The organism is Dictyobacter halimunensis (assembly GCF_036245075.1).
Genome location: NZ_BSRI01000002.1, coordinates 4,571,597 through 4,595,879 on the forward strand (window position 1 = coordinate 4,571,597; position 24,283 = coordinate 4,595,879).

General features: G+C 55.6%; 22 protein-coding genes. 16 read left to right on the top strand and 6 right to left on the bottom strand.

Annotated features, from left to right (window positions below; translation table 11 throughout):
- Positions 1-272 precede the first annotated feature (272 nt).
- Positions 273-2,000: a zinc-ribbon domain-containing protein gene (locus AABA21_RS32775; RefSeq protein ID WP_338256742.1), complete on the top strand. Its 1,728-nt coding sequence runs from the start codon at positions 273-275 to the stop codon at positions 1,998-2,000.
- Positions 2,001-2,411: 411 nt separating this feature from the next.
- Positions 2,412-2,702 (top strand): hypothetical protein, encoded by a 291-nt coding sequence (locus tag AABA21_RS32780; RefSeq protein WP_338256743.1) that lies wholly within the window; start codon positions 2,412-2,414, stop codon positions 2,700-2,702.
- Positions 2,703-2,856: 154 nt separating this feature from the next.
- Here the strand turns inward: AABA21_RS32780 and AABA21_RS32785 are convergent, their stop codons facing one another.
- Positions 2,857-3,507: a response regulator gene (locus tag AABA21_RS32785; protein WP_126597536.1), complete on the bottom strand. Its 651-nt coding sequence runs from the start codon at positions 3,505-3,507 to the stop codon at positions 2,857-2,859.
- 71 nt (positions 3,508-3,578) lie between these two features.
- Positions 3,579-4,655, bottom strand: a complete 1,077-nt coding sequence (locus AABA21_RS32790; RefSeq protein ID WP_338256745.1) for a sensor histidine kinase — start codon at positions 4,653-4,655, stop codon at positions 3,579-3,581.
- A 780-nt stretch (positions 4,656-5,435) separates the two neighbouring features.
- Between AABA21_RS32790 and extP the strand changes: the two genes are divergently transcribed.
- From extP to AABA21_RS32825, 7 genes are all read left to right on the top strand, one after another.
- Entirely contained in the window at positions 5,436-6,245 is an 810-nt protein-coding gene (gene extP, locus AABA21_RS32795; RefSeq protein WP_126597538.1) for a selenite/tellurite reduction operon b-type cytochrome ExtP, read from the top strand.
- Between the two features lie 56 nt (positions 6,246-6,301).
- Positions 6,302-6,853 (top strand): hypothetical protein, encoded by a 552-nt coding sequence (locus AABA21_RS32800; protein WP_338256749.1) that lies wholly within the window; start codon positions 6,302-6,304, stop codon positions 6,851-6,853.
- A gap of 25 nt (positions 6,854-6,878) precedes the next feature.
- Positions 6,879-7,565 (top strand): QcrA and Rieske domain-containing protein, encoded by a 687-nt coding sequence (locus AABA21_RS32805; protein ID WP_338256750.1) that lies wholly within the window; start codon positions 6,879-6,881, stop codon positions 7,563-7,565.
- Positions 7,566-7,769: 204 nt separating this feature from the next.
- Positions 7,770-8,351, top strand: a complete 582-nt coding sequence (locus tag AABA21_RS32810) for a hypothetical protein (RefSeq protein WP_338256751.1) — start codon at positions 7,770-7,772, stop codon at positions 8,349-8,351.
- 38 nt (positions 8,352-8,389) lie between these two features.
- A complete protein-coding gene (locus AABA21_RS32815) occupies positions 8,390-8,749 on the top strand; it encodes a cupredoxin domain-containing protein (protein WP_338256753.1) in 360 nt (119 codons plus the stop codon).
- 113 nt (positions 8,750-8,862) lie between these two features.
- Entirely contained in the window at positions 8,863-10,260 is a 1,398-nt protein-coding gene (locus AABA21_RS32820; RefSeq protein ID WP_338256755.1) for a hypothetical protein, read from the top strand.
- 373 nt (positions 10,261-10,633) lie between these two features.
- Positions 10,634-11,467 (top strand): hypothetical protein, encoded by an 834-nt coding sequence (locus tag AABA21_RS32825; protein ID WP_338256757.1) that lies wholly within the window; start codon positions 10,634-10,636, stop codon positions 11,465-11,467.
- A gap of 90 nt (positions 11,468-11,557) precedes the next feature.
- On the opposite strand, the gene AABA21_RS32830 is transcribed toward AABA21_RS32825, so the two are convergent.
- Both AABA21_RS32830 and AABA21_RS32835 read right to left on the bottom strand, forming a co-directional pair.
- On the bottom strand, positions 11,558-12,121 hold the full coding sequence (locus AABA21_RS32830; protein ID WP_338256759.1) for a DUF2269 family protein: 564 nt from the start codon (positions 12,119-12,121) through the stop codon (positions 11,558-11,560).
- A gap of 109 nt (positions 12,122-12,230) precedes the next feature.
- A complete protein-coding gene (locus AABA21_RS32835) occupies positions 12,231-12,503 on the bottom strand; it encodes a hypothetical protein (protein ID WP_338256761.1) in 273 nt (90 codons plus the stop codon).
- A 153-nt stretch (positions 12,504-12,656) separates the two neighbouring features.
- On the opposite strand from AABA21_RS32835, the gene AABA21_RS32840 reads away from it, so the two are divergent.
- Entirely contained in the window at positions 12,657-14,087 is a 1,431-nt protein-coding gene (locus tag AABA21_RS32840) for a serine/threonine protein kinase (protein ID WP_338256763.1), read from the top strand.
- 190 nt (positions 14,088-14,277) lie between these two features.
- Here the strand turns inward: AABA21_RS32840 and AABA21_RS32845 are convergent, their stop codons facing one another.
- Complete coding sequence (locus tag AABA21_RS32845; RefSeq protein ID WP_338256765.1) at positions 14,278-15,270, bottom strand: quinone oxidoreductase family protein; 993 nt, start codon at positions 15,268-15,270, stop codon at positions 14,278-14,280.
- A gap of 132 nt (positions 15,271-15,402) precedes the next feature.
- Here AABA21_RS32845 and AABA21_RS32850 point away from each other — a divergent pair, with 132 nt between their 5' ends.
- Positions 15,403-15,957 (top strand): winged helix-turn-helix transcriptional regulator, encoded by a 555-nt coding sequence (locus AABA21_RS32850; protein WP_338256768.1) that lies wholly within the window; start codon positions 15,403-15,405, stop codon positions 15,955-15,957.
- Here the strand turns inward: AABA21_RS32850 and AABA21_RS32855 are convergent.
- On the bottom strand, positions 15,954-16,970 hold the full coding sequence (locus AABA21_RS32855) for a LacI family DNA-binding transcriptional regulator (RefSeq protein WP_338256770.1): 1,017 nt from the start codon (positions 16,968-16,970) through the stop codon (positions 15,954-15,956). The two genes, AABA21_RS32850 and AABA21_RS32855, sit on opposite strands and share 4 nt — an antisense overlap.
- 498 nt (positions 16,971-17,468) lie before the next feature.
- Between AABA21_RS32855 and AABA21_RS32860 the strand changes: the two genes are divergently transcribed.
- The 5 genes from AABA21_RS32860 to AABA21_RS32880 all read left to right on the top strand — a co-directional run bounded on the left by AABA21_RS32860 (position 17,469) and on the right by AABA21_RS32880 (position 24,008).
- The gene (locus AABA21_RS32860) at positions 17,469-18,752 is read left to right on the top strand and encodes an ABC transporter substrate-binding protein (protein WP_338256772.1); all 1,284 of its coding nucleotides are present in this window, start codon (positions 17,469-17,471) and stop codon (positions 18,750-18,752) included.
- A 167-nt stretch (positions 18,753-18,919) separates the two neighbouring features.
- A complete protein-coding gene (locus AABA21_RS32865; RefSeq protein ID WP_338256774.1) occupies positions 18,920-19,873 on the top strand; it encodes a carbohydrate ABC transporter permease in 954 nt (317 codons plus the stop codon).
- Between the two features lie 48 nt (positions 19,874-19,921).
- On the top strand, positions 19,922-20,818 hold the full coding sequence (locus AABA21_RS32870; protein ID WP_338256778.1) for a carbohydrate ABC transporter permease: 897 nt from the start codon (positions 19,922-19,924) through the stop codon (positions 20,816-20,818).
- Between the two features lie 3 nt (positions 20,819-20,821).
- The gene (locus AABA21_RS32875) at positions 20,822-21,949 is read left to right on the top strand and encodes a glycoside hydrolase family 43 protein (RefSeq protein WP_338256780.1); all 1,128 of its coding nucleotides are present in this window, start codon (positions 20,822-20,824) and stop codon (positions 21,947-21,949) included.
- A 40-nt stretch (positions 21,950-21,989) separates the two neighbouring features.
- Complete coding sequence (locus AABA21_RS32880; RefSeq protein ID WP_338256782.1) at positions 21,990-24,008, top strand: glycoside hydrolase family 43 protein; 2,019 nt, start codon at positions 21,990-21,992, stop codon at positions 24,006-24,008.
- Positions 24,009-24,283 lie beyond the last annotated feature (275 nt).

Consider the following 24,283-nt stretch of genomic DNA (forward strand, 5'->3'; position numbering starts at 1 on the left):
GATCTGAGAGCGCTCCTTCCCGTTATATATGGTGGTGCAAGAAGAGCGCTCCTTCCCGTTATATATGGTGGTGAGGAGAGAGCGCCCCTCACACCACCATATACAACCCGCCGGGTGCTACGCACCCGGCCAGGCATAAAAAAGAATTCCAAATAATATCCGAATATGTTTATTAATGTATATATGTGCTATCTTTGAGGCTGTTACTTGACTGTTTGCAGCTTTTCAGCTAACGTAAAGTGCGATAAGAGCTAGTTAGTAGGAGATGCTCCGTGGCGACAGTATGTACCCATTGTGGGACGGAAATACCGCGAGATGATGTGCGGTTTTGCAATCATTGCGGCGCCCCCATTCCTGATCATCCATTACATTCTGATGCGCGCATGGCGGCCGGAGAGAATGCACCTGACAAGATCAACGATGCACTGGAATCATCATCGTCATTGCCAGAGCAGGTGGCCCGGCAACCATTCGCCCCATCGAATCGGGCTGCCGAGGCGGCCAACGCGAAGAAAGTTGATAATTCCAATGTGACGCCCTGGCTGGGCATTCAGGGATATGATGCTCCTGCGCCACCTCCCCGACCAGAGTCGCGTGTTACTACCAGAGAAGAACAGCCTGCCGCTGGACCTTCTACCGGCAGCGGTGAGAAGGCGCCCGCGCAGCGCTCGTCCCGGCCCGCTCCGGCCCGGCCCATCGATAATGGGGCCGCCGGTGGCAATGCCGGTGCGCGCCGCTCCGGACAGGGGGCCCGGTTTGGACGCGGGCGGGGGAACCCGGATCAGTCTCCGACCAGCTTTACCTGGCCTGAGCCGATGACGCATGTCATCGCGGGACGCGAGGATGCCAGTAATTCCCAGGATGAGCCAAAGGATGCTTTTCCAGTCCTGCCTACGACGCCCCCACCTGCTCGTGAGTTGCATACAAAGTTCTGGGACAACGTTGAGGAGGCACCAACCGTAACCGACGTGCCCGCTCCTTCGGCCTCTGAGCCTTCCTCCGACTCGCCTGCCGCTGCTCAAGCGCGCTCGCAGTCGCGGGAAACAGAGATTGAAGATCTGCCGACGAGCACCTTCTCTCTGGCAGACGTTGAAGAAGAAGATCCAACCTCAACGACACTGACCCATTTGCCGACTACGTCCCTGGCCGCGGTGCCTTCGTCCGTGCAGCCGCAGAGCCGGCAGCAGAGGCAGGACGAGGCTACCCCATCCAGGGAGCCGGCCGCTGATGAGCATATCGATCAGATGCCAACCGCGCAGTGGCAAAAGCCGGACCTGGTGAAGGGGCAGACGCCATCGAGCCCCGGCAGGGGAAATTCGCTGTCCGGCCTGACTTCCTCTGTTTCCCAGGATCAACAGCCTGCGGCCGTGGCATCGGTCCAGCCGCCGGTTGCCGCTGCTGTTGCGGAACCCGTTGGGCAGGAACGCCCGGCGTCACCACCCTCATTCGCGCCAGCGCGGCCAGAGAAGGCGAAAAAGCGCCTGACCCTCATCGCTATTGCGGCTGTCGTTCTGGTCTGCCTGCTGGCTCTGGGAGGCTGGTTCTTCGAGTCTCATTCTTCCACGTCCGTTCAGGCCACCCGGCCAGTGCAGTCGGTGACGAATGATCCCCTTGGCGTATCCCTGGAGTATCCTACGGGATGGAAGAGTAGCCTCGCGGGCACAACTCTGAAGCTGGCCGATAGTAGCAATACCGCCCAGATCACGATTGCCAGATCTGCGTCCGGCACTACCGATGCCGCTAAATACCTGCAGCAGCAGGCGACGAAGCTGGGTATGACCAATGCGAAGCCCGGCGGCACCGTCACCTTTGCCGGGACCAACTGGAAGCAGATCCAGGGCGACTTTCAGGTCTCGGGCGCCAGCTATACAGGTACCATTTATGCCGGTATGCATAATAATCAGCTCTACACCTGGACACAGGTGGCCCCCAAGAATGTGGCGCAGGATGAGGAGAGTCTGGTGTTCGCACCCGCTCGCTCAAGCCTGCAGTTCCGCTAAAGTCAGCATTAACAGGCCGGACAAAAAGAGATTGCGCCGAGATGCGCAATCTCTTTTTGTCCGGCCTTTTCTTATAGGTCTCTGCGCCAATGAGAGACGCCGCACAACGTTTGGGACTGCTTGTATGGTATAATGACACTCGGCCCGACTCGCGCGGGCTGATTATCCTATATGGCTGTTACAGGTATATTAGAGCGGGACTCTATTTGTATGCATGCGTAATCCGTCGCGTCTCGGCAGCGATATACCTTTGGAATAAAGTTTTGCTCACCGGCATAGGATCTTTGCAACGCATCAATTTGGAGAAAGGAGCGCGTAGCAGCATCACTACTACGCCACATGGACAAGCACATGGACGATATTCATTTCGAACGCCATTTTCGCACGCCCCACTCAGAAGGTTATTACATTATGCAGGGTAACAACCTGCAGAGCAATAACCGCCTGGGAACCGTTGACATACACTTTACCACGACCGCGGTGCATGGCACCCTTATTTTGGAGCGTGAACTGGAAGAGTCGGATCTGACAAAGCTGATCGAGCAGATTGATGAGGATCTGGTGCTTTCTGCCGATATGCCGCGTGACGACTTCCTGGTCAGCGTCTACGTCGGTAAAGATGTTGGTTTCTACAGCGATGAGTATTTCGCTGAAGAAAATAATGAGTCTCTCGACTTTGACGAGGACGACGACTCTCTTTAATGCCAGCGTGGGGGCGCTGACGCCCCCAATCTTATTTATCGAAGGGGTGTCTGGGGCGCGCAGAGCGCGCCCCAGACACCCCTTCGATTCATGCGATCCCCGTAGGTGCCGGGCTTGCCCCAGCTTTGCCGCGAAGCGGCATTGTACCCGAGCGTTAATCTTCCAGAAGCCCGCGGCGCATGGCGTATTTGACGAGTTCGGCGCGGCTGTGGAGGTTGAGCTTGTCCATGATGTGGGTGCGGTGCGTGTCGACGGTTTTGGGACTGATGATCAGGCGTTCGGCGATCTGGTTATTGGTATGGCCTTCGGCGACCAGCTTGAGGATCTCGCGTTCGCGTTCGGTCAGGCTGCTGTAGCTGTCGCGCTCTTCGCCGGTGCGTACGCGTTGCAGATAGTCTCCGACGACGACCGATTGGGCGGTGGGGGAGAGATAGAATTGCCCGCTTTTAATGACGTGAATGGCGGTGATCAGTTCGGTGTCGGCCGCCTCTTTGAGCATGTAGCCGGCCGCCCCGGCGCGCAGGGCCTGGAAGACGTATTCATCATGCTCATGCATCGTCAGGACCAGGATTCTGATGTCGGGCAGCAGGCGCCTGATCTGTTTGGTGGCTTCGATGCCGTTGATGTCGGGCATCGTAATATCCATCAGGATGACGTCCGGCTGGAGGCGTTGCGCCTCCTGAATTGCCTGACGACCATCCTGCGCCTCGCCCACGACCTCCATATCGGGCTGAGCGTTCAGCATCATTTTCAGGCCCGCGCGTAAGATAGTATGGTCATCGGCCAAGAGTATCCGTATCTTCATGTTTTTATTTCATCCCTAATGGTGCTTCTATGGCATTGTGCGTCAACAGTCAACATTGTCGATCCAACCGCTCAGGTCGCGACGGCCACGTTAGAGGATGCGAGCTGGATGGGGATGTGGGCGCGAATCACAGTGCCCTGTCCGGGATGCGATTCGATATCCAGTGAGCCATCGAGCAGTTGCGCCCGCTCAAACATGCCGACCAGTCCCCAGCCGCGCTCCTGGCCGAGGGTGGGTTTTGTCTTCAACTTCTCGACGTCAAAGCCTTCGCCATTATCGGAGATCGTGACATCGATGGCGTCGTCCCCTTCGCGTAAAATGACGCTTACCTTGCGCGCATGCGCGTGACGGGCCACGTTGGTGAGCGCCTCCTGTACGATGCGATAGAGGACCGTTTCGGTCTCGGAGGTCAGGCGGTCCTTCATGCCGGTGGTCTGGAAATCAACATCGATATCGGTCTTCTGCTGATACTCTTTGATATACCAGCGCAGCGCGGGCATCAGCCCGAGGTCGTCCAGCGCGCTGGGACGGAGATCGATGCTCAGGCTGCGAATGGCGCGCAGGGTCTGGTGGGCCAGCTGGCGCGTCTCCGTGATGCGTTCGCGCGCCTCGGGCGATGTAATGGATTCCTCCAGGACAGCAAGGCTGATCAGCAAGGAGGTCAACACCTGCGAAGTCTCATCGTGGAGCTCGCGCGCTACGCGTTTGCGCTCCTCTTCCTGCGCGTTAATGATCTGCGCCGCCCGCTGGCGGTTCGCCTCATCGATGGCCTCAAGCATCATATTGAAGGTGCGCGCCAGCTGATCGGCCTGTGGATCTGTCCCCGTCAGCGGGGCGCGCAGCGTCCGTTCGCCTTCCTGCACCCTGTTCATCACCTTTCCCAGGTCTAGCAGAGGACGGAACGCGAACTGCAGCAAAACAAAGTTGAGCGCAATGCTGACCAGCCAGCCAACGGCCACAAAGATGATCAGAGGCACATAGGAAAATGTATTGAGCCTCGTCGCCAGCCACGTACCGCCGGTTGCCCCCGCGAAAATAATCGCGCTATTGGCCAGCAGCACACGGTAGAAAACGGGCAATTCGTTCAGGGCCCCCAGCAGCCTATGGCTGCGAGGCGTTTTATTCTCATGTATTTGAGCGTCAGACATCGCGAAAATCTCTTTATATGCACAAATTTGGAAGGTGTAATGATATCTATAGTAATTGTATCGGTTATTCTAACCGACGTCAAACCAGCTCTGCCTCTGCCGCACTCGCCGCCTGCGGCGGCAGAGAATTAAAAAAGAGAGGAGTGATGGTGGGGCGCCTAGCCCCACCATCACTCCTCTCTTTTTTAGACAGAGGGTTAGGCATGCAAAGTCAGGGTGTTGGATGACCCTTGTATCCCCCTCTGCAAAAGGCGGGAGGTGCAGGAGGGGCGCCTAGCCCCTCCTGCCGGGGTTTGGGGTGTCCCCAACTTGCAAAGATTTCATAATTTTGCTGCCCCGCGCTAGCGCGGGGCAGCAAAATTATGAAATCAGGTACACCCCATGAAAAAATCAGGTGCATACCTGATGCCTGAGCCTCACAGGCACTGTATCTTAGGTTTATATGTCTAATGGAAGGATTGAGACGCTTGGGAAAATAATCCGTTTCTCTTCCATCTCGTATAGACAATCCATTATAATCTATGGTGAAGAGGGCAAAAGTTCTAACTTTATCTCAGCAACATGCCGTCGTCGCTCGACTTGTGAAACATACTGTGGAGAAAGAGAAATGCTCGGTATGCTCGGACGGCTGACAGGCAATGTCGACTAGAGGGGGTACCAGTGTTGAGGTACGTATGCTATAATCAGCGACACATTACAAGAAGAACTTTTGCGATGATATCTTTCCAACCTGATCAAGCCTAGCACCTTTTTTGGGCTTGATTCTTTTGAGGAGGCACAGTGAGCTCTACCAATAAAAGCTTGCTCGACGCGGCCACGCAGAAGATCGTCGAGAGCCAGGTCTGGCGTTCCATCTTCCGGCACGGCTATCCAGATACTCCATTGAACCAGTCTCTGGTCATGATGAGTAACGTATTTTTACATCTTCATCCGGTGAAAGTTAGCCGGCAGGCGATGAAGATCACGTACACCTGGTGTATGGGCGGCATCTCATTTTTCTTATTCTTGCTGCTAACGATTACCGGCGTTTTCCTTATGTTCTATTATGTACCTGATACAAATGTTGCCTATCAGAATATTAATCAATTAAGTAGCGCTGTTTCCTTTGGTCATCTTGTGCGCAATATGCACCGTTGGGCAGCCCACTTGATGGTTGTATCGGTGACGTTGCACATGATTCGTGTCTTTTATCATGGTGCATATAAGCCACCCCGAGAGTTCAACTGGGTGGTTGGTGTGCTGCTATTCTTTGTTACTCTGTTCTTGAGTTTTACCGGTTACCTGTTGCCATGGGACCAGATCGCTATCTGGGCTATCACGGTCGGTACTAACCTGGCTCCGTATACGCCGTTGCTGGGCAACCCCGTATATAAAGTGTTGGTAGGTGGCGGTGCCGTTGGTCAGGCTACGTTGATCCGCTTCTATGTTGGTCACGTCATCCTGTTGCCATTGGCCGGTGCTATCCTGATGGCGGTCCACTTCTGGCGTATTCGTAAAGATGGTGGTGAGGCTGGTCCTCCTCCTCCTTCACGTCGAGAGTTGGAAGCCCGTGCCGAGCGCGACCAGACGCTGTCTGGCGTGCGTGGATAAAGAGCCAGGCCGTAGGATGACCCTACGGTGTCATGCATGCATGAGAGGATACCTCTATGTCGATTGAACAGAAAGAACCACCAAAGGTACAACAGCAGGTGTCGACGCCGGCGGCACAACGCCGCTACCGTACCCTGGCGGTGGTGAAACAGGAGGCGATTACACGTGTAGAGAAGCCACTCGAAGATTCGGTCTTCGTGTGGCCCCACCTGCTCGTACGTGAGTTCTTTGCAGCGACCGCCTTGATGGTGATGGTTACGCTGCTCTCATTGGTTATCGACGCTCCTTTGCAGGAACCGGCGACTCCTAATACAACGCCAAACCCGGCGAAAGCCCCCTGGTACTTCCTGGGCTTGCAGGAACTGCTGCACTACTTCCCGCCAACCACGGCTGGTGTGCTGGTACCAGGTTTTACGCTGGCTGCCCTGGCAATTCTGCCATATGTAGACCGTAATCCGAGCCGCGCTTATGCTGATCGTAAGGTTGCAATTGTAACATTTACTATGTTTGTTGTTTTCTGGGCGGTGATTACGTTGGCCGGTAGCTTCTTCCGTGGCCCCGGCTGGCTCTGGGTGTGGCCGTGGCAGCATGTCTACTTTGATCTATAGGCTGAGGAAAGAGGATTTCTGACTTATGAGTATTGATACACCTCCCATTTCACCGCAGCAGTATGAAGTGCTGCACGGTGGTGGTGCAGAAGCTGCTGAGATTGCGAAGCAGCGTATCTCACGCCGACGTTTCCTTCGCCGGTCCATGCTGGCTGTCTGGGGTGTTTCTGCCACCTCCGCGGTTGCCGGAGCTCTATTCTATATGTATCCCAACCTGTCGGGTGGCTTCGGCTCAACCCTGACGGTAGGTAAGGTGAGCGAGTTCAAGGCGTCGAAACCTTCTGAGTTTAAACTGGAGCAGCAGGGCGTCTACCATCGTCCGGTGGCTCGTACCTATATCATTCACCTTGATCCATCGACGCAGTTCTTGCTGAAAGGCGGCGATTTAAGCAGTCAGCTCTCTTCGGAGAACGTGGTGAAGGATAAGGACGGCTCCTACTGGATCGCGCTCTATCAGAAGTGTGTGCATCTTGGCTGTACCGTGCCGTTCCGTGATAACTGTGATAGCTTCAAGTGCCCTTGTCATGGTTCGCACTACAACGTCACCGGTGAGTACCTGGATGGTCCGGCTCCGCGTAGCCTCGATCGTTTCCAGGTGTCGATCCAGGGTGAGGATGTCGTGGTTAATACCGGTGTCATCAATTCAAACGTTGCGCACCCTGATGTCACAACGAGATTGGTCGCGGCCCCTACTGTGGATTGTTCCTTATAAGGTGCCGTTTGGTATTCTGACTCGCGTCAAATATGCATTCGTAAAACCAATACATCACAAGCAAGCTGTCTCTACTGGTCGCGATTCGCATATCGGAAGAGGCAGTCTGCTTCTGCAAGACAAGAAATTCGCGCTGAGAACACCTTGAGGTTAGCGCCCTCATGGGCGAGGGACCGATAGGCTGCATATCAAAAGGTGTGTATTATGGGAAATTTAGTACAAGCTGTGGTGGGTATCATCATTCTGCTGGTAGTCGTCGGCGGCTTGCTGTATATATTCTACTCGAGGACAAACGCGGTAGAGAAGACGGGCTTTGGCTCGATCATCATGCTGGGCCTCGTCGCCCTGATGATCCCGGTCTTCTGGATTGTTGAGGGTGGAAATCAGGTACAGGCTACCACCAATCAGCAGAACCTGGCCATTCAGCGTGGCATGCAGACGTACGCGACGAACTGTACGCTCAACTGTTATGCCATTGTGAACAATAAGGTGCAGAACGCGACCTATAACGGTTATGAGATGAGCTACTTCAGCTCCCAGACTGACGATAATCTTCGCCGTATTATTAGCGCTGGCATTTATAATCCTAAGGCCGTGAATCAGCCCGCCAATCCCAACGCTATCCCGAAGGCTGATACCTATGGTGGTGCGTTGCTGAGCAATGATATCGATTATTTGATGGCTTTTATCCGCTCGACTGATCCAAAAATCATGAGACGAACGGTCTTAATGGTCTGCCAGACTACCTGCAGGCCAACAATACGACCCTCTATAATGCCGCGGTAACCTACGGCAAGGAAGGTCAGTTTGGTGCATCTCAGGACATGAGCAATCAGTCCAGTATTACGCTGAACATCGTTGATCCTGGCACCAATGGCGTGACCTGCCAGAGCCAGTCGGGCTGCTTTACGCCGATCAATGTCAAGGTCAAAGTTGGCACCAAGATTACGTGGGTCAACAAATCCAAGCTTGCGCACACGATTGTCGCTGTTCAGGGTCAGGATATCGCGCAGCCGAAGGCGGCCAGCCAGATCTTTGACTCCAAGAAGCAGATCGCGTCCGGCGATTCGTTTACGTATACAGTTACTGATGCTGCCTACAATTTCAATTCCGATACGCATCGCGTGCTGTACTACTGTTCGATCCACCCGGATATGGTGGCACAGCTCGTTATAACGAAGTAACTGTTGAGATCGCGTCCCGGCCGGGACGCGATCCCGTTCCAGATTCTGATCGCTGCTCATGCCGGTTCGCTGGATAATTATGATGAACGGCATGTCGAAAGGAATTGCGATTCATGCAACAAGCAACACAAAAACGTGAATTGCCGGAACGAATGTCGTGGGCGCGTGCAATGATTTTTGCCATTGGCTTTTTCTTGCTAGCCGCGATCCTCGTTGGGCAAATTCCGGGTTATGTTTATAATGCGATGACGGCATCGAGCCTGGTGGAGTTCGAGCGGGGCACGTTCAGCCTCGGTCTGATCTGCCTGGCCTGCTTTGCTGTGATCATGGTCATTGAGTTCCTGTTTGATCCCAAACCGGTGATCTCTCCAGTTCTGATGGCGGGCGTCGGTGCTATTATTACGATCGTTGGCCTGGCGATAACCGTCGCGGTCTCCGTGACCGGTTACCAGTCGTTCCCGAGCGCGACCACGAGTATTGCTCCCCTGCTGGGCGGCAAGTTCCTCTGGTTCCAGCCGAACGCGATCGACCTGATCGCGGTGGGCCTGATCATTCTGTTCGTCGGCCTGGCCACCGTCTTCTACAGTGTGCTGGCGATGGGCGAGAGGCGTAATCCAGATCGACGAGACCTGGGTACGACTCCGGCGATCCGCATTATGCTGATCATCTCCAGCCTGCTGCTGATTTTCTTTGTCTATTGTTACAACTACAATCCATTGCCGGCCAGCGTTCAGTCGGTTGTGCTTAACATCGTTCTCGGTGTCTCGGTATTTCTGGCCCTGGGTGCCTTCGCGCTGCGCCTGCACTATCTGATGCGCCCGGCGCGTAAGAACACCATGGCGGGTCTCTACGCGGTTGGCGCGCTGGGTCTGGCTCAGACCGGTGCCCTCCTGCTTGTGTTCTGGCTGGTAGCCTATCCTTTGCTGACGTTTCTTCATCCATTGCCAGTACTGGGACCCTACCTGACCAACTGCACACGCGCGAGTGTCATTCCTGGTAGCTGCTCTTTCTCGCAGGATGCCGGCTATATCATCGATGCTGTGATTACCTCCAGCTTCTTTGGTGCGATGCTGGCCGCGATCTGGGCCTGGAAGTCCAATCGTAACATGGTGGTTGTCGGTGGCGTAGTGATTACGGCTGTGATCGCTCTGACCGCCCTGGTGATGCACACCTCGGCCACTGCTCTGCCAACGGCCATGATGCTGTGCGCCGCCATCCTGATCGTGGCGACCGTCTGGAGCATGGCTGCCCGCCGTGAGTTCGCCGTGGTTGGTGAGAGCAACCTGGGCTGCCTGGGCCAGTGGCTGGTCGTGGGCACCTGTCTGTTCATCTATCTGTCCGCGTTCGCCTTCTTCTCGATGGCCAACTTCGCGGCGGAAGAGACGCCACCAAACATCCCGAACCCCATCAATACCGCTGGCGCCACAGATTCGTTTGTGATGTTCGCGCTGTTCGCGGTGCTGGGCGCGATCCAGTTCTTCTTCCTGGCTCGCAATCGCTACCGCGTCTAACCCACGCAACCCTGTCCCAAAAGAAGAAAAAGAGGAGGGCCGATCAACACGATCGGCTCTCCTCTTTTTTTCCTGTTCAACTTGCCATTACTATAGCATATATTTCATCGCTATTTTCAATAGATTTTTGCGATATTTCATCGCAGCATCAATTTACAGGCGAACGACGGATATGATGTCTATTCCTGCTCGTATATATATGACTTGCTTGCAGATTATTCTGTCGTGGTTATATTCTTTATCATGAGCAGGTTGACTTTTCCATGCGATTTATTTACTATTGCGAATAGAACCGCGTTTTTCGCTCTGGCAACAGGATGTCCTTAAGGAAGAGTACTTGCTTTTAGTTGATTTCAAGGAGGAAATGATGCTCATGAGGCAGAATAAGGCAAACGTTCACCGTATATTGGGCAAAGGCGCGCTTATTGGATCATTAGTCGTGTGTCTCGCGTCGCTATTTGCCGTGGCATATACAACATCGGCCTATGCGAAGCAGAATATGACCACCCACCATTATGGCGGGAAAAACTTTGCGGGCTGGGATACGGTCGTTGGCGATGGTATCTATGCCGCACCCGGCGAAGCCCCCGTTTCCACCAGTGACATTGAGACCGATAATTTGCCAGATTACAGTCTCCTGCAGGCCAACATCCAGAGACGTGTGATCATGGCTCACAACATTACCTACAAGAAGATCATTGATAGCCAGGCGTTGACGGCGGCTCACGAGGTGGGTTATACATTTCGGCTACCATATCTTCCCTCTACAAGCAATACCAGCGAAAATGCTCAGACGCTTGAAGGCGGCCTGTTTGTGTGGGACGGCGCTAACACCCGGCTTGATTATGGCGCGGCCTTTCAATGGCGGCTCAATCCCTGGGCGCCAGATTTTGGTAAGCTCTATGCCTGGCAGGCCAATGCCGATGCGGGCCACTGGGCAGAGATTGGTTACCTCAAACCTGACACCGCGTGGCACCACCTGGAGATCCGGCTCGATATCCAGGCGCGGCAGGCTATCTTGAATGTTGATAATATCCAGGATACGTCCGCCTTTTCAAGCGTTACCAAGCCCGCTGATTGGGGAACCGAGGTCGCGGCGCGTTTGCAGGCAGAAATTATCAGCATTGATCCTCGACCGAGCAACCAGATTCGTGCTTTGCATCAAGGAGAATTCAAGAACTGGCACTGGAACTGGCTTGCTCAATAAGTATGCTAGCGTTCCCCACTCGGCAGCGACACGGCGTGCATGCACGCCGTGTCGCTGCTAACTCGCGCCCGGATGCGCCTGGTTTCTATTCTACATAGCGACCCGGATGCGGCGTGAAGCTTTCAGCGATAGCTGTCCCGCGATGAGGCCGACGCCGAGGGCTATGATCATCACTACAGTCGAGCCGAGCCAGTCAGGTTTGATGACCATGAGCGCGACCGCCCCCAGAGCCATGATCGCTGGGAGTAGTGTATAGGCTTGCAGCACTGGATCTATCGTCAGCTTGCGCAGGGAGGCGGGCACCGGTCCATCCTGCGCATCTTCCATGGCTCTCTGAATGGCCTTCATGCGCGGACCGTTGATTACCGGGCTCAGTATGCCCAGAATGACCAGTATGCCCAGCGAGAGGTCGATCCAGGCCTGATTCCAGCCCCACGTGGTGAGAGCCATGAAGAGACCGCTGGCGAGAATCAAGATGGCCGAGATGGGGAGCACCGTCCCAATCACATGGCTGATAGCCATCCACTCACGCATCTGCGTCGTTGTTTGCGCGCCGCGCAGCCGCGCTACGATTATGAGCTCCAGACTCATAGCGATAAACAGGCCGAGAACACCAATGATATGGAGAAGTAGTGCATAGGGATACAGTTCCATGATCAATTATTTCCTTTTCTTTTTTACCTAAGTTTGTTAAATGACCTTTGGTAACTAATAGGCAAAAACATATGCCATGCGATCCTGGGAATGAGACTTTACGACGAAGCTATCTTCTCTCTGAGGAGGTACCCGGCGCGGATGTCGGGGCTGCGTGTTCCCAGGCTAGCAGACTATCCTGAATCGACTGCTCAAGCAGGTGCATGGCCTCGCTCTGGCCTCCGATGATGCGGTCCGCCATCGTTAGCGTTACCAATCCATGGGCGGTGCTCCATACGATATTTACCTTTTCGGCCAGGTGATCCTGCGGCCAGCTGCGAGATTCGAACACCCGCCGAATCACGTCGACCACCACATTTTCACAAACAGCGCTTTCTGGCAAAAATCCATTCTGGTGTAATGTCGCTATGGCGACATTACACCAGAATGGATTTTTGCCAGAAAAATAGCCTATTTTGTGGCACGAAGCGCCTCCTACATACGTGTAAACAATGTAGGGAAATATGATTTTATATTTATGAAGAGCGAGAATACTATGCAAAATTTAGTAAATACAAATATAGCGCATTACACTATCGTTCGGCATCTCGCCAAAGGGGGGATGTCCGATATCTACCTGGCGCGTGATACCCATACCGATCAGGAGGTGGCGCTGAAACTGGTTCCTACGAATAACCAGGAGCATTGCCAGCGCTTTCAGCAGGAGGTGCGCGCCGCGGCCTCTCTGAGCCATGATCATATTCTGCCAGCCCTGGACCATGGCGAGTTCGATTCCTGGTGCTACCTGGTGATGCCCTACGTTTCTAACGGTACCCTGCGTGATCTGACGGAAGCGGGTCCCCTTAGCCTGGAGGAGACGGGCACATATTTGCATCAAATTTCATCCGCTCTGTACTACGCTCATCAGCATGGCATCATTCATCGCGATATCAAGCCGTCAAATATACTGATGCGCGACCGGGATTTTGCGTACCTGGCAGATTTCGGACTGGTTAAGAATACCCGCAGTGTGGCCGAGAGCCTGACCGAGACCGGCTTTTTAATCGGGACCGCTGCCTATATGGCGCCCGAACTGGCCGAGGCGGACGCGACCTATCTCAGCGATATTTACTCGCTGGGGATTATTCTCTTTCAGATGCTGACCGGCGATGTGCCGTTCAAGGGCTCAACCCCGGTTGGAACCTTTATGCAGCATCTCTCTAAGCAGCCAACACGTCCTTCTCAGATCAACTCCCAGGTGCCGGCAGAATTGGACGCGGTGGTTCTCCGTACGTTGGCGAAGGAACCGACGCGCCGCTATCAGTCGGTGCAGGCTCTTGATCAGGCTTATCAAGAGGCGCTGGCTGCCTATGCGCGACGCTGCGCGGACAGCCAAAGAACAACGCAGCGCGTCGGCGTCCTGCTCCATAAACGCCCCCGCAGTGTGGTAGCGGCGGCCGCCGCGCTGGCGGCTATGGCCACGCTCTCGCTGGGCGCGTCGGCGCACGTGTTTTATAATGCGTATACCATACCCGATGCCTCTGTTGCTAACAGCATTGTTCAGCAAACTAATGGCACCTCTCCAATCCTTGATCAGGCGCTCTATATGGGCAACAACCTCGGGAAACCGTTTCTCCCGAGGCCGACCGCCACGCCGACTCCCGCGCCCGTCATGCCGACTCCCCCGCCGATTACGCCAGCTAACACGGCGGCTCCTATTATGCCAGCCAAAACGGCGGTTCCCGTTACTACCACTCCGGCCCCGGTAGCCAATCCGGCCACCAGCCACGCTAGTGCTAAGTCCCACGGCCATGAGAAGGCAAAAAAGGATGGCTCCGATCACCATGAGAAGGTAAAAAAGGATGTTCCCGATTACCATGAGAAGGTAAAAAAGGATGTTCCCGATTACCATGGTGGCGATAATAGCAAGGGTCCTGAAAAGCACAATGGCGGCGACCATGGCAAGAGCCACGGCGGCAAAGAATAAAAAGTGAGTCGGGTAAAGCATGCTTTCACCCGACTCACTTTTTATTTGTCGATGATCACGGCCGTCCCCCGGTCATCGGGAGTAGGGGATAGCCACCGTAACCACCACCTTCTGTGCCGCCATGGGCATGGATCGCTTCGTTGTCGTTCTGATGTTCATTACTGGCCTGTCGTTTTCTTTTTCCTGGGAATTAGATGCGGAGCAGCATTTTGCCGGTGGAGGCGCGCGATTCCAGGAGGCGGTGGGCTTCGCTGGCCTGTTCCAGAGGGAAGATAGTGGTGATATCGATCTTGATATGGTCGTGGGCGACCAGGTCGAGCGCCTGGCGCGCCGTGGTGGCTACCAGTTGTGGGGCCACAGCACTTAACCTGCCGAGGCTATAGCCCATGACCGCCTTGCTCTCAAGTAAGAGCGCGCCCGGTGTAGCCGGCAGGGCTTGCGGTCTGCCCTGGGGATCGTTGGCGTTGCCGAAGATAACGAGCCGCCCAAACGGTGCCAGGATCGAGAGGCTCTGGCTGCGAATTGGCTCTCCAATGGCTTCAAGTACGATATCAACCCCGCGCCCTGAGGTAAGCGCGCGCGTCTCCTCAAGGAAGTTCTCATAGAAGATCACGTGGTCGTAGCCAGATGATCTGGCGTAGTCTGCTTTCTCGCTGCTGCTCACGGTACCAATAACCTGTCCTGCTTCCAGGTAGCGCGCCATCTGGACCGCGATGGACCCTACACCACCGGCGGCGGCATGAACGAGCACCGTATCACCCCGTCGCATGCGCGCGACATTGACGAGCAGATCATAGGCCGTGGGAACTATGGTGGGAAAGGCCGCCGCCGTCGCCAGGTCGATCTCCTTATCCGACGCGTCCAGGGGAAAGGTCAGGACCGCTTGGGCCAGGGCGATCTCCGCGTAGCCACCACTCTCCGTAAAGGCGGCTACAGGCTGTCCGACGCGCAGCTCTTCGACTCCTGCGCCAAGCTCCTGGATGTATCCAGATACATCCAGGCCAGTCACAAACGGCGGCTGCTCGCTGTGTCGTCCGCCACGCCGCGCCATCGTTTCCGCGTAGTTTACGCCCGCGTAAGATACCTTGATCGCCACCTGTCCCGGTCCCGGCTTAGGGGTTGGAACATCACGTACCTTCAATACTTCTGGCCCACCAAACTCAGTCACAACGCTTGCTCGCATCCCTGTACTCCTTTTTTATGACTATCATCTCTTTATCTCGCTCGAAGAGAACAATACAACTCTGATATCAGGAAGTATAGAGAAGTTACTTCTATCTTGTAAGGAGGTACCAGAAAGTGGTATAGTTACCGCATGGTAACCAGAAAGAAGCCTGTTGAACCAACTATTCACCCGGACTGTCGGACGCGACGCGGGCTGGAATTGATCGCGGACCAGTGGACAATGCTCGTTGTGGTGGCCCTCCAGGAGGAGACCCTGCGCTTCAGCGATCTGCACGCGCATATTGAAGGCATCTCCAAGAAGATGTTGACGCAGACGCTGCGCAAATTAGAGCGTAACGGCCTGGTGAAGCGCGTCATCTACCCGGTCATCCCGCCCATGGTCGAATACTCCCTGACGCCTCTGGGCCGGACGTTGATCGATCCGATCTGGGCGCTACGTGCATGGTCTGAAAGCTACATCGAAGAGGTCGAGCAGGCGCGCACAACCTACGACCAGCAGGATAAAAGCCTCCTTCAGGATCAGATCATCGCCCTCGTCCGCGACCGCGCCCCTCGTAGGTTCGGGCCTTGCGCCCGATTTCCCCATCTCGTCCGAAAACGTTCCCATATGTTCGGGCCTTTGCGCCCGATTTCCCCTTCGCTTCTCGAAAACGTTCCCATATGTTCGGGCTTCGCGTCCGATTAAGCCCGGCGGCCGGCGGTGCTTTCGCGTACGATGAGTTGGAAGGGCGCTTGCGTCTGGCGCGGGGGACCGCTGTAGGTCTCTTCGATGCGGTCGAGCAGGAAGGAGACGGCGAGGTCGCCGATCTGCTGTTTGTTGGGGGCAATCGTGGAGAGGGAGGGGACCGAGAAGGGGCTCTCTTTGATATCGTCAAAGCCGATCACAGCGACATCCTCGGGTATGCGGTAGCCCCCCTCGTAGAGCGCGCGCATGGCGCCCAGTGCCAGCAGGTCGTTGAAGCAGAAGACCGCGTCGGGCGGCGTCTCCAGCTCCATCAGCTGGTGCATGGCCCGAATGCCGTCGATGCGATCATATTCAACCGAGCGAATTACCAGGTCTGGATTCCACTCCATGCCAGCCTCGATCAAGGCTTCCCGATAGCCCTGCAGGCGCAGGCGGGCGGTGTCCCCGGCGCTGACCTCCTGCGCGCCGATGGCCGCGATCCGTTTGCGCCCCAGGCTGATCAGGTGCTGAGTGGCCAGTTTGGCCGCCGCCACGTTATCGATGACCACGTGATCATAGGGGACGTTGAACAGGCGCTCGCCCAGCAGCACCAGCGGAACATTGACGCGCCGCTTCTGCAGATCCTCTGCCTCCAGAGCTAGCGGACTGAGGATGACGCCGTCGATCAGGTGCGGATACATGCCGTTGATGACCAGTGTCTCCTTTGATCGCTCTCCATCCGTAGAATCAATAAGTACCGTATATGAGCGCGCGGTAGCCGCGTTGATGACGGCCTTGCCGATATCAGAGAAATAGGGATTGGTCAGAAAGGGGATCGCCAGCGCCAGAATACTGACACGGCCCTTGCGTAGATAGCGCGCGGGGAGATTCGGCTGATAATTGAGCTCCGCCAGAGCCTTGTTGACACGTTGCCGCATCTCAGGTGTGACATGCTCATATCCATGCACGACATTCGATACCGTCTTGATCGAGACACCGGCCCTTTGTGCCACGTCCTTTAATGTCACTCCCACGCCTCTCTCTCCTTTTTGAGACTTCTTCCTGAGTTTATAAGGAAGAATGTAGCATAGCCGTGCTCAACTGTCAAATTTTCCTTTTCACGTTCGCTGGCAAGAAGGAATTCAAACATTTACGGAAAAATTAAGCAGCCGGAATATTGACTTTTTTCATACCCTCGTGTTATAGTGTTTACAACGTTGTAAACACTATAACATGAACCGCGATAATCAAAGATACGACAGATAGACATGCTGCGAAGCATAGCCCTGATAGGATAGGATGTGGAGATCTTTTCCTGGCAGGTTGTTTGTCTGGCGTTATCTTTTCCTTCAGGAACCTCTCACCGTCATTTTTCATTTATGGTGGGTTGGCGACATGCTGATCGATATAATGACATGTTGTCATGTACTGATGGGCTTTATCGCATGTAAAGTGGCCAGGCTCAACGCAGAGTTTGTATGGTATTTATTGGAGGACAGGATATGTCTTACGGGTCAAAGAGGATGATGGGTGTGTCTGCACTCATGTTGACCATTCTTACGGTTGTGCTGTCCGCGTGTGGCGGTTCCACAGGATCGACCAGTAACACGGGGCAGAGCGGCAGCAATTGTTCAAACGTACAGCTTACCTTCTGGAATGCTTTGAGCGGCCCTGACGGCCCGGTGGTCCAGCAGCTGGTAACGCAGTACAATTCATCTCATCCCGATAGTAAAGTAAAGATGAGCATCATTCCGTTGAACAATTTCGCGACCAAGCTGGATACGGCTGCGGCATCCAAAACCCTGCCCGACGTGGCGATCATTAATGAAGACCAGATCGCGACGCAGGCGTTCCGCAACGTGATTTCCCCGATTGATGATGTGATGCCGAAGATCGGCTATAGCGCTAACGATTTCCCAGCCCGCGCCTGGTCTCAGGACGAAGTGGCCGGCAAACGCTATGGCATTCCTCTGTTCATCAATACTATGACGATGTTCTACAATGCCGATCTGCTGAAGCAGGCTGGCCTCAGCAATCCCCCTACGAACGATGCTGAGTTCCAGAAAGCGGCCGCCGCGATGAATACGGGTGGCAAGCATGGCTTCCAGATTACCACCGGTTTCCCGGTGCAGCAGATCTTCCAGCAGCTCTTGCATCAGTTTGGCGGCAGCGAGTTCAATGCCGACAATACACAGGCGACCTGGAATAGCCCCGCTGGCCTTAAGGCACTGCAGTGGATGAAGAATGCGCAGGCTAAATACTCGCAGCCCAAACTGCCAGTTGATGCCGATGTAAACTCCTTCAAAGCTGGTAGCGCCGGTATGATCTGGAATGGTATCTGGCAGGACACCAATGTGACTGGCGATGCCGTTGAGTTCAAGGGCGAGGCGGCGGCGACCCCGCAGATCGGCACGCAGCCTGCAACCTGGGCTGGTATGGGTTCACTGACCATCCCAAGCAGCAATACATCGAGCTGCACCCGTTCGGCGGCGGCGACCTTCATTAAGTACGTAGTCGACAACTCGGCCAAGATGGCTCAGGGCGGTGACCTGCCCGCGTACCGCAAGGCACGCAACGATGCCTCCGTCCAGAACATTCCTTTGATGAAGGCGGTCTCTCCATCGGCTGAGAACCCTGTCTTCCCACCTTCGGTGCCGGGTATCTCCGATGCCTTTACCCCGCTGGGCAATGCGGTCGGCGCGGTGATGGCGGGCACGAGCCAGGATCTGCAGAAGTCCCTGGATACTTCGGTTAACCAGGCCAACCAGATCCTGAAGCAGAACCAGCAGAAGTACGGATCCACACCGAAGAAGTAACCAGTCTTCAGAGGGTGTGTGTCGGTGCGCTGCTGAGCATTCGGCCAGGCTTGTGCATCATAAACGAGAAGTAGAGTAGATACGTACGTTTCTGTATCACGTCCAGACTTGCCCTTCCATGTGCGGGTCGGGGCGTGATATAGCTTCTATTCGGAGAGACTGCATCAATGTCGAGCGTAATACAGCCACAACAAGTGGCGGATGATACCACTGTCCGAAGAGGGGGGGCGCGCAAGTTTCGGCTTACCCCATACCTGTTTATCTTGCCGCATTTTATCTTCTTCGTCATGTTTATCGGTTATCCATTCTTTAATGGACTCTATCTTAGTCTGTTTCGCTATGATTATCTGCAGCCGGCGACCAATGCTTTCGTGGGCCTGCAGAACTATCTGGATCTCTTTACGCAGGGGAGCGTGACCTTCCAGAATTTCTGGAACTCGCTGTGGAATACGGTCCAGTTCGTGGTCTATAGTGTGCCACTGCTGGTGGTCCTTCCGCTGCTGCTGGCCCTGTTGCTTAATGCCAAGATTCCGGGCGTGACCGTCTTCCGTACGATCTACTTCGCTCCGTGGGTGCTCTCGGTCTCTGTGGTGGGTCTGCTGTGGTGGTGGATCTTCCAGAGCGCGGGCGGCCTGGTCAATACCTACCTGACCATGTGGAATCTGCCGGCGCCGGAATGGCTGTCGACGCTGCCGTGGGCCTGGGTCTCTATCGTGATCGCGACTATCTGGTGGACGATGGGCTTCAATATGATCATTCTGCTGGCGGCCCTGCAGGGTATCCCGACTGAACTGTATGAGGCGGGCAGCGTGGATGGGGCCAATAAATGGAATATGTTCTGGAGCCTGACACTCCCTATGCTGCGACCGATCCTGCTCTTTATCGTGATTACGTCGATCATTGCCTCATTCAATCTGTTCGGGCAGCCGTTTATTATGACCCAGGGTGGTCCCGCTCTGCCTTCGGGCAGCGGCGCGACGACGCCGGTGATGTATGAAATCTACAATGAGGGTATCGTGCGTCATTTCGTGGGTAGTGCCGCGGCCATGTCTTTAGTCGTCGCCGTTATCATGATTGTGATCTCTTATGGGAACTTCCGCCTTTTCCGGGAGCGTTCATAAGCGATCCTTTGGTGAAAGCATTGCAAGAATAGAAGGAGTGTATTGAGAATGGCAACGACGGCCAATTCACGCGCGAAGAGCCAGCGCCCTGGCGCGGATATGCGACGCCAACGTCAGATAAACACCATCTGGCAGCGCACCTTGATCTATATCGTATTAATCTTTATCGCGCTGCTGATCATCCTGCCCCTGCTGTGGATGCTCTCGACATCCTTGAAGCCCAAGGCGGAATGGTTCCTGCAGCAGATCTATTGGATCCCGAAACGCTTTACCTGGAAGAACTATACCGATCTCTTTAACAATCCCGATACGCCGATCGGCCGCTGGTTCGTGAATAGCCTGGGGATCGCCGCTGTCAGCACCGTGCTGACGCTGTTCCTGGATGCGCTGGCCGCCTATGCCTATGCGCGGCTGGAGTTCGTGGGGCGCAAGACGCTCTTTACCATCTTGCTGGCGACGCTGTTTATGCCCGGCCTGATGTTTTTGATCCCAAACTTTTTGACCATCTATAACCTGGGACTGCTCAATAGCTACGCGGGCGTGATCCTGCCTGGACTGGCCGGCGTCTTTGGCGTCTTTTTCTTGAGCCAGTTCTTCCAGTCGATCCCGAAAGAGCTGGAGGAGGCGGCGCAGATCGATGGCGCCACTACCTTCCAGACCTTTTATCAGATCGTGCTGCCGCTGTCGAAGCCGGCTCTGGCGACTCTGGCTGTGATTACCTTCCTGGCCAGCTGGAACGATTTCCTGTGGCCGCTGCTGGTGTTGCAGGACCCCAATATGTATACGCTTCCTCCCGGCCTGAGTACCCTGCAGAGCTCGTATGTAACGCTGTATGGACCAACCATGGCGGCGGCTGTGATCGTGGCGATTCCGGTGTTGATCATCTATGTCGCCTTGCAGCGCTTTATCGTCCAGAGTGTGGCCAATACGGGCTTGAAAGGTTAAGAGATGATCTCTTCACTGCTTCGTTCTTACAGTAAGAGCGTCAAATCAAGTCAGGTGAATCAAATCAGGTTGTGGCTGGGATCTCTGCTCCTGCCTGTGGTGTTGCTGTTTATCACCACAGGCTGCGCGCAGCAGGGGCAGCAGACTCCGGCAAAGAATAAGGCAGGAACTATGCAGCAACAGACCTTCCAGAATCCGGTGATCGATAGCGATTTCCCGGATCCTGGTATTATCCAGGATGGCAATTATTACTATTCATACGCGACCAACGCGGCGGGCAAGAATATACAGGTGGCTCGCTCCAGCGATCTGGTGCATTGGGAGATGTTGTCCGATGCGCTGCCGGCGCTGCCATCCTGGGCTGTGCAGGGCGGCTCCTACGTCTGGGCACCAGATGTGATCAAGATCGGCAATCAGTATGTGATGTACTATACACTGCGCGATTCGCAGACCAATGTGCAGTGCGTGAGCGTGGCGGTCAGCGATAAGCCTGATGGTAAGTTCAAGGATAGTAGCACGAAGCCGTTTATCTGCCAGCCCGATCAGGGTGGGACCATCGACCCGTCCCCTTTCCGCGATGGCGATAAGCTCTACCTCTATTTCAAAAATGACGGCAATAGCATCGGCCTGACCACCTATATCTGGGTGCAGGAGCTGTCGGCCGATGGCCTGAGCCTCATCGGTAAGCCGGCTCAGCTGATCCACAACGATCAGAACTGGGAGGGTAACCTGGTGGAGGCTCCCAACATGTTCAAGCACAACGGGAAATACTACCTCTTCTTCTCCGCCAATAGCTACGCCGACGAGTCCTACGCCGTCGGTTACGCCCTCTGCCAGAGTCCGACCGGACCCTGCCAGCCGGCGGCCGAGAATCCCGTTCTGGCCAGCCAGATGAAGAAGTCCCCCTTCGTCATCGGCCCCGGTGGACAGACCCTGTTCCAGCTTGGCGATCAGACCTGGATCATCTATCACGCCTGGAATACCAATGCGGATGGATCGCGTGGCGATAGCCGCTGTATGTGGCTCGACCGCGTTACCTGGCAGGACGATAAGCCTCATATCCAGGGTCCAACAACGCAGCCTCAGCCCGTTCCTTCTGTAAAGGGATCGCAAGGTGAACTGGCCCGTTAGGCCGATAGAAAGAGCGAGGTATTTTCTGGTGGAGCGTGTGATGTCTGTACAGCAGCAGGAGGCATTGTGTAACCCTTTCTGGTCAAAGGGCTTTGCCGATCCATTTGTATTGAAGGTGCGGGGACGCTACTATGCGTACGCTACCGAGGGCGAGGCCCATCCGGCGGAGCATTCCCGTGTCTTCCCTATTCTGACCAGCAGCGATATGGTGTCCTGGCGCGAGGTGGGCAAGGCCATGGCGCACCTGGGATCCCCACATTTCTTCTACTGGGCGCCCGAAGTGACCGAGCATAACGGCCAGTTCTATATGTACTATGCGGTACATACGGAGGAGTTCGCGGGCGGCATTCGCGTCGCCGTCGCCGATCGGCCCGAGGGTCCCTTCATCGATAGCGGCCACGAGTTGACGAAGGATCTTGTGCCCTGGGCCATTGATCCGCATGTCTTTAAAGATGACGATGGGCAGTGGTATCTCTACATGACCATCGAGTATGTTGATGCCGCGTCTGGCCTGGTCGGTAGCGGCAACGCCGTCGCTCGCCTGCGCGATCCCTTTACCCTGCAGGAACCGTTGACGCGCGTGACGCGTCCTACGCAGCCCTGGCAACTGTTTGAGCAGCGGCGCGCCTCCAAGGGTGGCCTCGACTGGTACACGGTGGAGGGGCCGGCCGTGCTGCGCCAGCGCGGACGCTACTATCAGATGTATTCCGGCGGCTGCTACTACCGGGACAACTACGCTATCAGCTACGCGGTGTCCGATACCCCCATGGGACCTGATGGGTTACACGACACCTCCTGGCAGGACTGGTCGGGGCGGCAGGGAGATCCCCGCCTCGTGCATGGCGATGCGTCGCTGATCGGTCCCGGCCACAACTCGGTGGTGCTGGCGCCAAACAACGCCGATTACTACATCGCCTATCACGCCACCCAGTCGGGCATGAAAGTGCGCCAACCGTGCCTGGATCGCCTCTTTTTCCATGGCGATGAACTGTGGACCCCGGCCCCGATCCACACGCCGCAGGCGGCCCCCGCCATGCCGCGCCTGCGCGATCTCTTTGATGCCCCCGAACTCCAGCCAGCCTGGCGGCAACTGTCCGGCCACTGGACTATTTCGGCCGATGAGGAAGCGGTGGCGCAGAGCGACGAGCGCGCGCAACCTGCTGAACTGCGCCAGCAGGTGCAACTCGGCAGCGATTGGCTGCTTGAAATCAACCTCAAACACCTGGGCGGCTCCGGTGGCTATGGTGTGTTGCTGCGCGGCGATGATAGCGATAGCCCGCTTCAAATCCTTCTTACCGCCGATAGGCAGCTTGTTTGTATAGATACAGCCAGCGGCGCCAGCCAGTCCTGGCCCTTGCCGGAAGACATCCTGCTTGAGTGCTGGCATCAGCTTCTGCTCTCGCTGTCCAGCTCCGTGCTCGACATTCGCTTCGACGGCCGACCAGCCATCGAGACCATCCTGTCCCGGCCGGTCCACAGCTTCGCCCTGACGACCGACGCCTGTTCGGCCGCCTTCAGCGGCATCAGCCTGACCGACCACTTCCGCGACGAGTTCCTCAATCCAGACCACGCGCCAGTTCTGCTGGGCTGGTCCGGTGTTCTCGCGGACTGGCAGGTCCGTGACGACGCGCTGCACCAGACCAGCGCTGCGAACGGCACCCACGTCATTTATAAAGGCTCTCGCTACACGCAGTTTGAATGCGGTGCTACCATGAAGTTGGAGCAGGGAAGTGGCGAGAACGGGGAAGGTACCATCGGCCTTGCATTGCAGGCCGAGGAGGGGGAGCCGATCATTATCTGGCTCCAGCAGGAAGCCACAGGCGCCACCTTGAGGCTCAAGGGAGTACGGGAAGAGAGCGCGCAGACGCTGCCCAACGTCGACCTCCATGGCTGGCATACCCTGCGCCTGGAAGTTCGGCCCGACCGGGCTCACGTTTTCCTCGATGGGCCTGAAATCGCCGAATTTCCTATATCCGAGGGAGCCCGCCGCATCGGCCTCGCTACTAGCCATGCCGCCGCATCGTTCATCGGCGTCTGGCAAACCAACCAATCATCGTAGGTGTCGGACTTGCCCCAATACGTTCAACGTAAGGAAATGCAGAAATAGAAAGAGAAGCAGTACGTGCGGGGCTTGCCCCCGCTTCCTTGCTCGCCGCTCAAAACAGCAACGGAAATGATGCGATGCATCGCATGCAACTGTTCCTGGGCGCTTTGAAGGAGCTTTTCTTTGTGGGAAGCAAGCAAGCGGGGGCAAGCCCCGCACGTACTGTGGTTTTTTCTCTTTCTGCATTTCCTTACGTTGAACGTATTATGGCAAGTCCGATACCCACAGGG